We start from the raw sequence: 14,650 nt of genomic DNA, 5'->3' as shown, positions 1-14,650 counted from the left end.
GCGATTCGCTCATTTTGAAACATCTGACGAGAATGTTACATTCTCTAATTTGGAATCACCGAAGTGATTTCCGATACTCACTCGTTGTTCAGTTTTCAAAGATCAATTTGTTTCTTTTCTTCAGCGTCGCGCTTGTCAGCAGCGACCTTTATAATATATCATAACACCTTCGATTAAGTCAAGCGTTTTTTTTAATTTCTTTTTTCGCTTTCCTTTTGAACAAGTTATTGATAATCAGCTTGTCCGAAGGGCCGAGAATTAATGTACCATAAATCCTTAGGCCCCGTCAACCTTTAAAACAAAGTTATTTTTAAACCAAGCAGCATCAGTACTCCCGGCAGTCCTAAAACCGTTACTGCGCCTATCGTCGCCGGATTTATGGGTATATAGACTTCAGTCAGCAGACCCGAAAAATTAACAATATAAATCCCCACTGCCGCAAGTACCAGGTGAGTTCCGAATACAGTAAGCCAGCCCAAGCCCAGCTTTTTACGGAATACAATTAAGGCCAGTATGATTAACGATCCGACCAGTACGGCTAAAGCAATTGTCCGCATCCCACTTCTCTCCCCCACTCTTATAAATTATCTGGCGGTATTACAACCGGCTACGGTTGATCCCCAGGCTTTTGGCGTGCTTGAGATGGATCTGATACTTACGTTCGGCAGCCTCAAGAATAAATATGGCGTAATCAATCTGATCCTGGCCCAGGGCCTCATTAAACATCAGGTGCGCTCTCTCCCACTCCAGCTGAGCATTACGAACCTCCAGGAATACACGCCAGTCCTCATCCACACTAGAATCCCTGAAGCTTTTATCGCTGCTTTCCTGCCGGGCACTCCCCCACCACCGCATACTATACTCCCCCTTATAAAAAATCCAGCTTCCGCAGGCCAAACTGCATGGCTGTATATTCTCATTCATATCGGCAGGAGGACAAACTTAGAACCAAAAAGCAGAAAGCTTCAACTCACGGATGGCAACACTTAAAGAATAGGACCAGCGTTTGATTATAAACAAAAAAAAGAAGCCCCGCGGGCTTCTCTTCTGCATACAGCTATAGCATATCCGTTACAAGGCGCCTCACAGCTCCCGTCGGCCCTCCAAAGCTTTGGACAAGGTCACTTCATCCGCATACTCTAAGTCGCCGCCTACGGGCAATCCGTGGGCTATTCTCGTGATTCTGATATCAAATGGCCGGACAAGACGGGAAATGTACATAGCTGTAGCTTCCCCTTCAATATTCGGGTTGGTTGCCATAATAAGCTCCTTGACCCTTTCGTCGCTCAGCCGTGTCAGGAGCTCTTTAAGCCGGATATCGTCCGGACCAATCCCCTCCATCGGAGAGATTGCCCCCTGCAGAACATGATAATAGCCGTCAAACTCCTTGGTCCGCTCGATGGCAACAAGATCCTTGGACTCCTGAACCACGCAGATGACCGAGGAATCACGGGTTTTGTCCTGGCAAATCCGGCAAGGATCGGTATCGGTAATATTACAGCAGACCGAGCAATAGTGAAGATTTCGTTTGACGCTGACCAGCGCCTTGGCAAAATCAATAACTTCGTCCTCTTTCATGTGTAGCACATGAAAAGCCAGCCGGGCTGCTGTCTTTGGCCCGATTCCGGGCAAGCGCGTAAAAGCATCAATCAGCTTGGCTAGCGGTTCTGGATAATACAAAGTGATGATTCTCCTTTAGGCTAGAGTGTAGCGGGCTTAGAACAGTCCCGGGATCTTCATTCCGCCAGTGAATTTGCCCATGTCATTGTTAGCCAGTTCTTCCGCTTTGGTAAGCGCATCGTTAACAGCAGTGATCACAAGATCCTGCAGCATTTCAACATCATCCGGATCTACAGCTTCCGGTTTGATCTGAATGGACAGTAACTTTTTGTGTCCGTTAACCTGTACGGTAACTACTCCGCCGCCGGATGTCCCTTCGATCGTTTTGCTGCCCAGCTCTTCCTGTGCCTTGAGCATTTGCTCCTGCATTTTCTTAACCTGTTTCATCATTTGATTCATATTATTCATTGGTCGTCTCTCCTTTGGAATGCGCTTATGCGCTGATAGGCTTAAAGGTTATTCCTTTATGACAACAAGGTCTTCCCCAAACAGCTGGATCGCCTCGTCAATCCATGGTTCACTCTTATCTTCTGCGGCATCGTGCTCATGTTCCAGCCGCAGCTCCTCACTTCCCGGTTTGGCAGCTGATTTCTGCGAAGCCTCATTCCAGTCACGCAGCATCATTGTCACCAGGCGATACGGCTTGCCCAGACGCGAAGCAAATACATTCTCGATCACCTGCCTGTTAGCCGGCTTCTCGGTAGTATCCCGGTGGATTGTATTCTTAAAAGCCACCAGCACCGCGTCATCCATTACCGATACCGGCTCTCCGTCAACAAACCAGGCGTGAACCGTAACCCGCTCTTCCTTCACGGCCTGGAGCACAGTACTCCACTGTTTATAAACAGCATTAGAGTCAGAGCTATCCTTACTGGCAATGAATTTATCAAGCTGCGGAGGCAGCTTGGAGGATGAGGAGACACGCGGAGCCGGGCTTGCAGCAGGGGTCTGGCGCTGCGCACCACCCTGATCCCGTCCGCCCCCGGATACTCCGCCTGCTTGAATAGCCTGCTCAAGCTTCTTCTCCAGCGCGGCAATCTGGCGCTTCAAGGCTTCCAGTTCGCCCGCAGCTGCAGGCTGGCCGCCGGCCGCCGGTTCCCGCAAAGCATCAGCACCTGATGAAGAAGCTGCTAACGGCGGTACAGCTTCCTGCTGCATGGTGCACAGCTTCATCAGAGCTACCTCAAAGAGCGTCTGGGGATGGGTTGCATATTTCATCTCACCAAGATAGCGGTTTAAAGTCTCAACGATCTGAAACAGCCTTTCACGGGAGAAACCATTGGCCATATCACGGAACTCTGCAGGATTAAGCACACGATCTGTAAGCTTATCGGCACCCGGGACCATCTTGATCATCAGCAGATCCCTGAAATAATACAGCAGATTCTCCAGACACTTATCCGCACTCTTGCCTTCCTGCATAAGCTGCTCCACCAGCTCCAGCAGCCGCCCCATATCTCCTTCAAGAATCGCAGTGGCAAGCTTTGCGAACTGTTCGGAAGGAATGCCGCCGGTCATGCCGAGTACCTGCTGATAGGTCACCTGGCCGTCTGTAAAGGACGATATCTGATCCAGTATGCTGAGCGCATCGCGCATCCCCCCGTCGGAGAGCCTGGCGATATACTGGAGCGCATCGGCATCTGCGGTTATGCCCTCTTTCTGGCAGATCTCGGCCAGACGGCCGCTCTGCTCCTCCAGAGATACCCGGCGGAAATCAAAACGCTGGCAGCGGGATATTATCGTTGCCGGCAATTTATGAGGCTCTGTCGTGGCCAGTATAAACATTACATGCGGAGGCGGCTCCTCCAAAGTCTTCAACAGGGCATTGAACGCCTCTGTTGTCAGCATATGCACTTCATCAATAATATACACTTTACGGCGTACTTCGGTAGGCGCGTATTTCACCTTATCCCGCAGGTCGCGTATTTCCTCAACACCGCGGTTGGACGCCGCATCAATCTCCTGAACGTCCATGATATTGCCCGAAGTGATCCTTAGGCAGGAAGGACATTCATTGCACGGCTCCGGACCCGGCCCGCGCTCACAGTTGACCGCCTTGGCTAGCACCTTGGCAGCACTGGTCTTGCCGGTTCCCCGCGGGCCGCTGAACAGGTAGGCATGAGAGACCCGCTGTTCACGGATTGCATTCTGCAGCGTCTGGATAATGTGCTGCTGCCCTACCATGTCCTGAAACGACTGCGGCCGCCAAGCACGGTACAGCGCGATATGTTCCACTATGCATTACCCTCTCTTAGACTGCCGCTTTCCGGCATTTGTCGCTAATTTATTATACTATATTCATCAGACTTTGACCAAAAACAAAAAGCATCTTCGCTTGTGGCAAAGATGCTGTTATTAGCTGATATTAAACCGTGCACCTGTTATTGATGACTGCGATCCAAGCGGCAACCCTACGGAACTGCTCGGGCTAGGCCACCCTCCGGCACAAGAGTAAACTTGCTTATGGCTGCTTCCTTCCGGACCTGACCAGGTTCACAAGCACTCATTGCGGAGGACCCAACCGTCAACACAGCCCATAGGAACCAAGGCCTCACATCGACAGCACCTCTAACAGGAATTCAACCTCGCTACAGCGGATTGCGAGTTACAGGGCACCGCTACCTCCCCGTCTAGCACGGCGAAGATAAGTATAGCTCACACCCCGGTAAAAATCAACCTCTCCCTGGAAGTGGCAAATAAAAACTCCCCGGATATTTCATCCGGGGAGTCATCCAATGCTAAGCCGCAGCCCAGCGCTGGTAATTAGATACCGTATTTCTTCTTGAATCTATCGACACGACCACCAGCATCCAGGAATTTCTGCTTGCCAGTGAAGAACGGATGGCAGTTGGAGCAAATTTCGACGCGCAGTTCTTGCTTAACAGAACCGGATTCGAAAGTGTTGCCGCAAGCGCATGTCACATTAGTAACGTGGTACTTCGGTTGAATGGCTTCTTGCATTTCAATTTCACCTCTCTTGCCCTAGGCCTCATGCGGACCCAGAGTTATTAGACATACAACGACATTTTAGCACCAAATTGCGGACAATGCAATATCTTTAGAACACAGTATCCGGGATTCCGATCAGAGTGTGATGCGGCGTTCCTTCACCCGGGCGAGCTCAGCCGGAGGCACATGTGTATACGAGCCGATTACTACATCCGGCAGCTCCTCGCGGAAGATATCAAGCATGGTCTTCATCCCCAGAATCTCCCCCCGGGCAGGAGGAATAAGTCCCAGGTAGCTCTCAGGATCAATATTAAGATTGCGCATCTGAATCAGCTTGAGATCGGTACGCCGGCAAAATTCAACCATCGCTTCAATCTCTTCCTCCCGGTCTGTTACTCCCGGGAAAATCAGATAGTTAATGGAAGTATACACACCCTGGGAAGCTGCATATTTCAGTGACTTCTCTACATTGGCAAGCGTATATCCGCGCGGCTTGTAATAGGCATTGTAGTGATCGTCCAGCGCACTGATGGTGCTGACCCGCATCAGGTCAAGCCCTGCATCCACAATCCCGCGGATGTGGTCACTGAGTCCGGCATTTGTATTGATATTGATGTAGCCCATATCTGTAGTTGCCCGGACTTCACGAATCGCTTCAATAATCAGCTTAGCCTGGGTGGAAGGCTCACCTTCGCAGCCCTGCCCGAAGCTGATAATGGACTGCGGTGTCTTCAGGTGCTCCAGCATGACCTGGGAGATTTCGTTCACTGTTGGCCGGAAGTTCATCCGGGTCTGCGGAGAGACGAATCCGCTGTCGTCAGGCTGTTCTGATATACAGCCGAAGCAGCCGGCATTACACGAGTAGGAAACCGGGACAGCTCCTTCCCAACGGCCCAAAAAGGTATTGGAGGAGGTAAGGCATTCGTAGCCGAGCGCACAATTCGAGAGATGGTCATACAGGCGGTTATCCGGGTATTTAGCCCGCAAATCACCTACCCCTACTTCCACTTCTCCCCGGTCACAGTTGAGGGGGTTCCACTTCTCCGGATCATCCGTCGGATCTGCAGCAACATAGAAGCCGCCGTCTTTCCACACAACAGCCGAATAGCCGAAGAGCGGAAGCTTATAGGACTTGTCTGTTTTGACATAGCCGGGAAGGCACAGTCTCGTGTAACCCTGCGGCAGCAGTGCACCGACCGCTTGTGACCCCTCCGGCAGCGGCAGCATTTCACCCGTCTCCGGATTCATGCCTACTGCACGGGTGCTCGGCAACCCCACGAGGGTGGCTCCTTCCGGGAGCGGAATCAGCTCCTCCTCCAGCATCTCAACGATCATATCGCCGCTGCGGGCAAGACCATACAGCTCCGGATGATCATATACATTTCCTTGTTCATCGGCATATACCAGATACATGTTAATCTCCTCTTATTCTCTATTCTCAGGTTGTAGGGACAGTAGGTGTCTTGGGCCGTGAGGTACGCCGTGCAGATGCACCGCTATTGGAGGTTCCGCCGCTGCTTGCAGTACCGTTTGGTGCCGAATCCTTGCTTCCGGCCACATCGAACGAGGCCAGGAATTCAGCGTTGGTCTTGCTGTCACGCAGCTTTTTGAGGAAGCCTTCCACGAAGTCATACGACTCGTTCATATTCTTGCGGATAGCCCAGATAGTATCCAGTTCTTCCTTGCTCAGCAGCACTTCTTCGCGGCGTGTTCCGGAACGCCGGATGTCGATAGCCGGGAAAATACGGCGTTCCGCCAGCTTGCGGTCCAAGTGAAGCTCCATATTGCCCGTACCTTTAAATTCCTCATAAATAATATCGTCCATGCGTGATCCGGTATCAATCAGCGCTGTAGCAAGAATCGTCAGGCTTCCGCCCTCCTCCACATTGCGCGCAGAACCAAAGAACCGTTTAGGGCGATGGAAAGCTGCAGGATCAATACCTCCGCTGAGTGTACGTCCGGATGGGGGAACCACAAGGTTATAAGCACGTGCCAGCCGTGTAATGCTGTCCAGCAGAATGACAACATCCTTCTTATGCTCAACCAGACGGAGAGCGCGCTGCAGCACAAGCTCAGCAACTTTGATATGATTCTCAGGCAGCTCATCAAATGTAGAGGCAACTACCTCACCTTTTACCGAGCGCTGCATATCTGTTACTTCCTCGGGACGTTCATCAATCAGCAGTACAAACAGTTCAATCTCGGGATTGTTAGTGGAGATACTGTTGGCAATTTCTTTCAGGAGGAGCGTTTTCCCTGCTTTGGGAGGTGCTACGATCAAACCGCGCTGCCCCAGGCCTACAGGAGCAAGCAAATCCATTATTCGGGTAGACAGATGGGTAGGGGATGTCTCAAGCGGCAGCTTGTCTTGCGGATAAAGAGGTGTAAGCGCCGGGAAATGCAGGCGTTCCGCTGCACTGGCAGGATTCTCGCCGTTAACGGCATTAACTTGAAGCAGACCAAAGTACCGTTCATTTTCTTTCGGTGTGCGGCATTTCCCTGATACAAGATCGCCGCTTCTAAGATCAAATTTGCGGATTTGCGAGGCTGAAATGTAAATATCCTCCGGACTGGGCAAATAGTTGATTGGCCTCAGGAACCCGTAGCCTTCCGGCAGAATTTCCAGCACGCCTTCCATAAACATCAGCCCGCTCTGCTCCGCCTGTGCCCGGAGGATGGCGAAGATCAGCTCCCGTTTCTTCAGCTGTCCGTAGTAAGGAATCTGGTATTTCTTGGCCAGCTTATACAGCTCGGTCAGCTTCATTTCTTCCAGATCGGAAATTTGAAGATCCATGTAATAACCACCTATTCAATTTTTATAAAATATAAATCTATTAAATTGCTCATTAGGATAGGATTACCCGATTTGGAAGGAGATATGCAGCACATTCACAAAAACCCCTTCAAAAATCAGATAATCCTATGATTTAATCTTCCTCGCGCCAGATTTCAGCGCCAAGGTCCCGCATATTCGTTACCAGGTTGTCGTAACCGCGGTCGATATACTCTACGCCTGTCACTTCCGTAATTCCGTCTTCAACAGTCAATCCGGCAATAACAAGCGCTGCACCTGCACGCAGATCAGCCGCTTTTACTTTGGCTGCATTAAGCCTGCCGCCTTCAATAATGGCCGAACGCCCTTCAACACGGATCTTTGCGCCCATACGCACCAGCTCGGGAACATGCTTGAACCGGTTGCTGTATACGAAATCACTTAATACACTGACCCCTTCAGCCTGGGTAAGCATACTTGTCATCGGGGACTGCAGATCCGTGGCGAAGCCCGGATAAATCAGCGCTTTTACATCGACATGCTCATATTTGGGTCTGCCGATAACGCGGATGCTCTCATCCAGCTCCTCAATACCAACCCCCATCTCCAGCAACTTGGCGGTCAGCGCCTCCAAGTGTTTAGGGATCACATTATCTATCAGCACATTACCGCGCGTTGCCGCCGCAGCAATCATGTATGTTCCAGCTTGGATCCGGTCGGGAATGATGGAATGGCGGCAGCCATGCATCTCGGTGACGCCCTCAATCCGGATGGTTTCTGTACCGGCGCCTTTAATAACAGCGCCCATTGAGTTCAGCAGGGTAGCTACATCTATAATCTCAGGCTCTTTGGCCGCATTTTCGATAATTGTAGAGCCTTTGGCCCGTGAAGCCGCCAGCATAATGTTAATGGTTGCACCGACGCTGGATACGTCTAAATAAATTTTTGCACCGCGCAGTTCCTTGGCATACAGATGAATAGAACCATGATCATTGGTCACGGTTGCCCCAAGTGCTTCAAAGCCCTTGATATGCTGATCAATCGGACGGGGCTCGAAGTTGCAGCCTCCAGGCAGACCTATAGTCGCCTCTTTAAATCTTCCGAGCAGTGCTCCCATCATATAATAAGAAGCACGAAGTTTTTTGACTGGTCCGTTAGGCATGGGAATGGAAACAATACGGGAGGGGTCGATTCTCATCTGGCTGCCTGTCCAGGAGACAGTCGCGCCAAGCTCTTCAAGAATTTCGGAGTAAACGGCTACATCACTTAGGGACGGCAAATTATCCAGAACAACTTCAGATTCAGCTAAAATAGCCGCAGGAATAAGCGCGATCGCGCTATTCTTCGCTCCGCTGATGGTTACAACGCCCTTTAGCGGACGTCCACCGCCAATCATTAATTTTTCCATAGAATTATCTGTTTCCCCCTACGTGTATTGCAGCTTGCCCTGGCAATACCTGCTGTGGCTTATTAGTGTGAAGAAGAAACGGCTGCGCCGCCCTTTGAATAAGGACGGCACACGTTTCATTAAAAAGATTATCCATATTAGACGGTCTACAATATTGAACAGCTTGTCCGCCTGGGGCGAGTCAGCTTAGGCTTTGTTGCTGGAACCGAATTCGCGGATTTTGCCGATAACGGTCTGTTTGATAGCTTCACGGCCTGGTGCAATGAATGTACGAGGATCGTAAGCATCCGGTTTAGCAGCCAGCACTTCGCGAACCACTTTTGCGAATGCAATCTGGTTCTCAGTGTTTACGTTGATTTTGGAAGTTCCCAGGGAGATGGACTTCTGGATATCATGCAATGGAATACCGGTACCGCCGTGAAGAACGAGCGGAAGCTTAACAGCATCGCGAATTTCTTCCATTTCTTTGAATCCGAGGTTAGGCTCGCCATGGTAAGGGCCGTGTACGGAACCAAGCGCAGGAGCCAGAGTATCAACGCCTGTTTCTTTAACCAGAGCGATACACTCGTTCAGGTCTGCATATTGAATACCGCCGATAACGTCATCTTCCTGTCCGCCTACAGTACCAACTTCGGCTTCAACGGAAACGCCTTTAGCATGTGCGTATTCAACAACCTTTTTGGTCATTTCGATATTTTCAGCGATTGGATGGTGGGAACCATCGATCATAACGGAAGTAAATCCGGCATCAATAGCGTCTTTACATTTGTCAAAGCTGGAGCCGTGGTCCAGGTGAATGGCAACAGGAACAGTGATCTTCATGTCGTGAATAAGTCCTTCAACCATCTTCACTACAGTAGTGAATCCGCCCATGTGACGCGCAGCGCCTTCAGAAACACCAAGGATTACCGGGGATTTCTCTTCTTCAGCTGCACCAAGAATTGCCTGAGTCCACTCCAGGTTGTTAATGTTGAACTGGCCTACTGCATATTTTCCTTCAAGTGCTTTGTTTAACATGTCAGTCATCGATACTAATGGCATGGTTTCAATCCTCCTAAGAATGTTGGTTGCTTATATATAAGCCCACATCACATACAGGCTTATTATAGCACATCCTGTGTCAAATACTAAATAGGGCACACAAAAAAATGTCCCGGTGGGACGATATTTATCCAACCCTTAAAAAGGGCAGGCTTATCCTGATTTAGCATATCCATAGAAGACCCTCACCAAACCATTAACAACAACAATACTGCGGCATATTAACCGGCTTGCCCCTGAAGGTGCGTATTTACCGCCACCCGCATTTCATCAATGTCAAACGGTTTGGTAAAATGCATTAGTGCACCAAGCTTTGTTGCCTCCTTGATCATGTCGAGCTCTCCATATGCCGTCATCATAATAACCTTTATAGCCGGATCGAGCTCTTTCAGATGCTTGAGGATTTCCAGTCCGTCCATACCCGGGATTTTCATATCCAGCAGAACCAGATCCGGGGATTCCTTCTGGACGATTTCAAGCGCCGCTTTTCCGTTAGCAGCCTGATAAGTGACATACCCTTCGCTATTAAACACTTCCATCAGGAGAATCCGGATTCCGTTCTGATCATCGACGATTAACACTTTTCTCTTTTCCATATCATACCCTCCCAGATATAAGGCAGATTGTCTATGCCGCGCCCTCTCACAGCTGACGGCCCGTTATGACTGTTCAGTCTATACGAAACCTATAATTCGTGCTTTGTTGCCAAAATCCTGCTAATTGGATAAAAAGGGTAAATACATTCCATTAAATGGTGGTAATTCGGTGTCAGGGTCCGGTAATTTTTGCTTTTATATCCAAAAGAAGACCTCCTTGCGGAGGCCTTCATCCGGCTATTAGTACCGGTATAGCATATACATATGGTGTATTTATGACTTACAGCTGCTCTGAATGCGTCAGGGAAGCTTTGACAAACTCGCGGAACAGCGGCTGCGGACGGTTCGGACGGGAAGTGAATTCCGGATGGAACTGCACTGCCAGGAACCAAGGGTGTCCCGGAAGCTCCACAATTTCGACCAGGCGTCCGTCCGGTGATGTTCCGGAGATAACCAGGCCCGCTTTTTCAATCTCATCGCGGTAAGCATTGTTAAACTCATACCGGTGACGGTGGCGCTCATACACCAGCTCATCATCATAGCAGGACATTGCCAGGGAATCCGGCAACAACTTGCATGGATACAGGCCAAGGCGCATTGTTCCGCCCATATCTTCAATATCCTTCTGCTCCGGCAGCAGGTCGATCAAAGCATGCGGTGTAGCCGGATCGATCTCCGAGCTGTTCGCACCAGCCAGTCCCAGAATGGAACGGCCGTACTCGATTACTGAAACCTGCATCCCGAGGCAAATGCCGAAGAATGGAATGGACTGCTCACGCGCATAACGGATTGCGGAAATTTTGCCTTCAATCCCGCGGTCCCCGAAGCCGCCCGGAACGAGGATACCGCCGATGCCGCCAAGCAGCTCGTCCACATTCTCATCTGTAATCAGCTCGGCGTCAACCCAGCGAATTTTGACTTCTGCGTTGGCTGCAAAGCCGGCGTGGGACAGAGACTCCACAACACTCAGATAAGCGTCATGCAGCGCCACATATTTACCGACAATGGCAATTTCAACCGTGCGCTCAAGCTGCTGAATCCGGCTCAGCATGCTCTCCCACTCACGCATATCCGGCGCCGGCGTAGTCAGCTTAAGGTGGTTGACCACGATTTCGTCCAGGCCCTCGTCGCGCAGATTCAGCGGAACTTCATATAGAGTGGAGGCATCGCGGCACTCTACTACGGCATTCTTGTCAATATCACAGAACAGGGCCAGCTTAGCCTTCATGTCATCAGTCAAAGGATATTCCGTACGGCATACAATCACATTCGGCTGAATTCCGATGCTGCGCAGCTCTTTTACACTGTGCTGTGTCGGTTTGGTCTTCACTTCACCGGCAGCCTTGATATAAGGAATCAGGGTCACGTGAATGTACATTACATTCTCCCGGCCGATGTCGCTCTTGATCTGACGGATCGCTTCCATGAACGGAAGACTCTCGATGTCCCCTACGGTACCGCCGATTTCAGTGATAACTACGTCAGAGCCTGTCTCACGTCCGGCACGGAATACGCGTTCCTTGATTTCATTCGTGATATGCGGGATAACCTGAACTGTTCCTCCCAAGTATTCACCGCGCCGCTCTTTGCTGATGACCGAGGAATAGATCTTACCTGTCGTCACGTTGCTGTTCTTGGACAGATTAATGTCAATAAACCGTTCGTAGTGTCCAAGGTCAAGGTCTGTCTCCGCACCATCATCCGTTACAAATACTTCCCCGTGCTGATAAGGGCTCATTGTCCCCGGGTCTACGTTAATGTAAGGATCGAATTTCTGGATTGTCACCTTAAGACCTCTGTTTTTGAGCAGCCGGCCCAGCGAAGCGGCTGTAATGCCCTTGCCCAGGGAGGACACGACGCCACCCGTTACAAAAATATACTTTGTCACTGTAAAACCCTCCTAAATAAAGTCCAGAAATTCAGGCGACGCTTCTGTTTATCGTAACCCTTTTTTCCATCATCAAACCGGGGGAAACCAAAGTTACTTCCGCCGCCAAAATGCAAGGCGATCAACCCAAGTAGAAACGGCTTCGCCGTTCTTCAGGGAAGGCGGCATCCGTTTCTGCAAGAAATATCAGACCTGTGTAAGTCCCTAGACTTATACTGCTGATATTTTGAAAAACACGGAAAAACCATCTAAAAAAATAAAAAAAGTGACACCCGTAGAGCCGGGGCACTTTTTATTTTAGAAAACATATTAACTTTCATTAGAAGCCCATGCAATAGTTTACTCTGGCGGTACCACCCGTGTCAAGGGAGGAATTAAGCCTTCTTACGATATTAATAATCGTCGTCTTCGCCGCCGTCAGTATCCCCATTGTCATCTTCTTCAGAATCCTCTTCGTCCTCGTCTTCGTCGATGTCGTCATCATCAATAACCACATCGTCGTCAACTTCCTCTTCGCTGTCGTCGTCGGAATAGAGGTCGTCGCGGTCTTCGTCGATCGCATCGAAATCCTCTTCCTCAGCAGAGTAGTTATCATCCTCTTCGGCGAAGTCATCGTCTTCCAGATCGTCGTCCTCATCGTTGATGATTCGCGGACGCTTGGAGTTGCCGACTGGATCATCGGAGCGCTCAAGCGGATACCAGCGTTTGAGTCCCCACAGGTTGGTTCCGACACAGGCAAAACGCCCGTCGATGTTGATCTCGGTATATAACTGGGCAATCGTATCGTTGGTTTGTTCTTCGGTCATACCGCGCAGCTTGGCCACTTCAACCATAAGGTCACGGTAATAATAAGGCGTATTAGCCGCCTTGAGCACCAGGAAGGCCAGGTCGACCATCGGCATTTCTTTAACTTTCTCAGGGTCCAGCTTTAAATTGAGTGGCGTACTCACTAAAGGACACTTCCTCTCACGCATATTAACAAAACTAAGTAAAACCTATTTGAGTGCAAAATGCAAGTCAAATGCGGCAGGAAGACGGAAATGAACAGGAATAATATGTAATATGCCTGCGGTCATTAAAAAGGCGGAGGATATTCCTCCGCACATGACTGTATCCACGCCAAGGATCGGCTCCTTACGGGATGTTGCAAAGAGAACTGAAGATCTCTTCTGTTTATTTTATGTGATGCTCCGCTTTTTGACACGATGGGCAGCCTATTTCGCTAAAAAAGGGCAAGTTCCCATTCGGACGTCTGCCTCCCCTCATACAATATGGCAGCACGGCAGCGAGGAGGGGACGGCGTAACCTATGGATTATTACGGATTTTGGCAGTTGCTGCTTGAGGAGATTTCGGCTGCCCCCAAAAATGCGGAGCGGCGCATTGTGACCTTCAATGATCACCGCCAGTATGCCGGAGCCCTGTCACAGTGGAAATCCCTGAAGGCGAAGCGCCCGGGGCTGCGGCAGGTGCAGGTTTCAAGTCTGATCCAGGCTTTTTTTGTACCGGCCGCAGGAGCGGAGAAGCTGATGGACAAATTCGCCGCCTCCTTAAGCATAGAAGAAGACCTCAGAATCCAGGTTCACTCCCTGGCGACGGGTGAAAAAACAGGTACCGCGATGATGCCATGGGGCGTGAAGGCGATTCATGCCCCCCAGGCCTGGTCCAAATCCACCGGCGTCCATGTGAAAATCGGTGTCATTGACACAGGGGTCGATTACCGGCACCCCGATCTGAAGCATTCGCTCGCCTCCGGCGTCAATCTGCTCCACCGCGGCATGCTGCCGCTGGATGATAACGGGCACGGTACACATATTGCAGGCACGCTGGCCGCAGCAGGCGGCACCCGCGGCATGATGGGCGTGGCGCCGAGGGCCCTGCTCTATCCGGTCAAGGCTTTTGACCATAACGGCTCTGCCTATGTGTCCGACATTGTGCTTGGCATCGACTGGTGCGTCCAGAACAAGATCGACATCATCAATATGAGCTTCGGCATGAAGACGCGGAGCAAGGCACTGCATGATGTGGTGATCAAGGCCTACCGGGCCGGAATCGCCATCATCGCCTCCTCCGGCAACGACGGCAAGCGGGGCGGGGATTACCCGGCCCGCTATCCCGAGACGATTGCCGTCGGCGCCCTTGACCGGAGGCACCGCGTCGCGGCCTTCAGCAACCGCGGCCCGTATATCGACGTATACGGGCCCGGCGAGGGCGTGCCCTCCTGCTGGCTGCGGGAGGGCTACAAGGAAATGAGCGGCACCTCCATGGCGACCTCGCATGTCACCGGTGCCGCGGCCCTGCTGCTCGCGCTGCGTCCGGCGCTGACGCCGCGCGAGCTGAAGCAATTGCTGCGCCGCACGGCCCTGCCTGTGCGGCT

The 14,650-nt window shown here is 50.9% G+C and carries 14 protein-coding genes and 1 other RNA gene; 1 reads left to right on the top strand and 14 read right to left on the bottom strand.

All coding sequences use genetic code 11. The annotated features are described in order from the left end of the window. Window positions 1–293: 293 nt before the first annotated feature. The 14 genes from AWJ19_RS06665 to rpoE form a co-directional block, all read right to left on the bottom strand. The gene (locus AWJ19_RS06665) at window positions 294–557 is read right to left on the bottom strand and encodes a pro-sigmaK processing inhibitor BofA family protein (protein WP_068722311.1); all 264 of its coding nucleotides are present in this window, start codon (window positions 555–557) and stop codon (window positions 294–296) included. 40 nt (window positions 558–597) lie between these two features. Then, a complete protein-coding gene (locus AWJ19_RS06660) occupies window positions 598–855 on the bottom strand; it encodes a hypothetical protein (protein WP_068722309.1) in 258 nt (85 codons plus the stop codon). 228 nt (window positions 856–1,083) lie between these two features. Further along, window positions 1,084–1,680: a recombination mediator RecR gene (gene recR, locus AWJ19_RS06655; RefSeq protein ID WP_068722307.1), complete on the bottom strand. Its 597-nt coding sequence runs from the start codon at window positions 1,678–1,680 to the stop codon at window positions 1,084–1,086. A 36-nt stretch (window positions 1,681–1,716) separates the two neighbouring features. Then, the gene (locus AWJ19_RS06650) at window positions 1,717–2,028 is read right to left on the bottom strand and encodes a YbaB/EbfC family nucleoid-associated protein (protein ID WP_068722305.1); all 312 of its coding nucleotides are present in this window, start codon (window positions 2,026–2,028) and stop codon (window positions 1,717–1,719) included. A 48-nt stretch (window positions 2,029–2,076) separates the two neighbouring features. Further along, window positions 2,077–3,855 (bottom strand): DNA polymerase III subunit gamma/tau, encoded by a 1,779-nt coding sequence (gene dnaX / locus AWJ19_RS06645; RefSeq protein ID WP_068722303.1) that lies wholly within the window; start codon window positions 3,853–3,855, stop codon window positions 2,077–2,079. A gap of 135 nt (window positions 3,856–3,990) precedes the next feature. Further along, window positions 3,991–4,259: signal recognition particle sRNA large type (gene ffs, locus AWJ19_RS06640), an RNA gene on the bottom strand. Between the two features lie 124 nt (window positions 4,260–4,383). Beyond that, on the bottom strand, window positions 4,384–4,581 hold the full coding sequence (gene rpmE / locus AWJ19_RS06635) for a 50S ribosomal protein L31 (RefSeq protein ID WP_068722301.1): 198 nt from the start codon (window positions 4,579–4,581) through the stop codon (window positions 4,384–4,386). Between the two features lie 123 nt (window positions 4,582–4,704). Next, a complete protein-coding gene (locus AWJ19_RS06630) occupies window positions 4,705–5,982 on the bottom strand; it encodes a radical SAM protein (RefSeq protein ID WP_068722299.1) in 1,278 nt (425 codons plus the stop codon). Between the two features lie 25 nt (window positions 5,983–6,007). Next, on the bottom strand, window positions 6,008–7,363 hold the full coding sequence (rho, locus tag AWJ19_RS06625) for a transcription termination factor Rho (protein ID WP_068722297.1): 1,356 nt from the start codon (window positions 7,361–7,363) through the stop codon (window positions 6,008–6,010). Window positions 7,364–7,496: 133 nt separating this feature from the next. Next, window positions 7,497–8,750, bottom strand: coding sequence for a UDP-N-acetylglucosamine 1-carboxyvinyltransferase (locus AWJ19_RS06620; RefSeq protein ID WP_068722296.1), 1,254 nt, complete (start codon window positions 8,748–8,750; stop codon window positions 7,497–7,499). Between the two features lie 186 nt (window positions 8,751–8,936). Then, complete coding sequence (fba, locus tag AWJ19_RS06615) at window positions 8,937–9,791, bottom strand: class II fructose-1,6-bisphosphate aldolase (RefSeq protein WP_068722295.1); 855 nt, start codon at window positions 9,789–9,791, stop codon at window positions 8,937–8,939. Between the two features lie 221 nt (window positions 9,792–10,012). Further along, window positions 10,013–10,387 carry a response regulator gene (locus AWJ19_RS06610; RefSeq protein WP_068722293.1) on the bottom strand — a complete coding sequence of 125 codons (375 nt, stop codon included), beginning with the start codon at window positions 10,385–10,387 and terminating at the stop codon, window positions 10,013–10,015. A gap of 280 nt (window positions 10,388–10,667) precedes the next feature. Then, the gene (locus AWJ19_RS06605; protein WP_068722291.1) at window positions 10,668–12,275 is read right to left on the bottom strand and encodes a CTP synthase; all 1,608 of its coding nucleotides are present in this window, start codon (window positions 12,273–12,275) and stop codon (window positions 10,668–10,670) included. Between the two features lie 392 nt (window positions 12,276–12,667). Continuing rightward, window positions 12,668–13,225 (bottom strand): DNA-directed RNA polymerase subunit delta, encoded by a 558-nt coding sequence (gene rpoE, locus AWJ19_RS06600; protein ID WP_068722289.1) that lies wholly within the window; start codon window positions 13,223–13,225, stop codon window positions 12,668–12,670. A 358-nt stretch (window positions 13,226–13,583) separates the two neighbouring features. Here rpoE and AWJ19_RS06590 point away from each other — a divergent pair. Next, window positions 13,584–14,650: S8 family peptidase (locus AWJ19_RS06590; protein ID WP_068722284.1), on the top strand; the 1,067-nt coding region annotated here is incomplete at its 3' end.

This window comes from Paenibacillus sp. DMB5, assembly GCF_001517085.1.
Taxonomy (GTDB): domain Bacteria; phylum Bacillota; class Bacilli; order Paenibacillales; family Paenibacillaceae; genus Paenibacillus_AQ.
This window is presented reverse-complemented; position numbering and strand designations above follow the sequence as displayed.

Coding starts and splice junctions, on each gene's coding strand:
- AWJ19_RS06630 (WP_068722299.1), bottom strand. CDS start 5,982: ATGTATCTGGTATATGCCGATGAACAAGGAAATGTATATGATCATCCG.
- AWJ19_RS06650 (WP_068722305.1), bottom strand. CDS start 2,028: ATGAATAATATGAATCAAATGATGAAACAGGTTAAGAAAATGCAGGAG.
- AWJ19_RS06610 (WP_068722293.1), bottom strand. CDS start 10,387: ATGGAAAAGAGAAAAGTGTTAATCGTCGATGATCAGAACGGAATCCGG.
- AWJ19_RS06620 (WP_068722296.1), bottom strand. CDS start 8,750: ATGGAAAAATTAATGATTGGCGGTGGACGTCCGCTAAAGGGCGTTGTA.
- fba (WP_068722295.1), bottom strand. CDS start 9,791: ATGCCATTAGTATCGATGACTGACATGTTAAACAAAGCACTTGAAGGA.
- AWJ19_RS06660 (WP_068722309.1), bottom strand. CDS start 855: ATGCGGTGGTGGGGGAGTGCCCGGCAGGAAAGCAGCGATAAAAGCTTC.
- AWJ19_RS06665 (WP_068722311.1), bottom strand. CDS start 557: ATGCGGACAATTGCTTTAGCCGTACTGGTCGGATCGTTAATCATACTG.
- rpmE (WP_068722301.1), bottom strand. CDS start 4,581: ATGCAAGAAGCCATTCAACCGAAGTACCACGTTACTAATGTGACATGC.
- rho (WP_068722297.1), bottom strand. CDS start 7,363: ATGGATCTTCAAATTTCCGATCTGGAAGAAATGAAGCTGACCGAGCTG.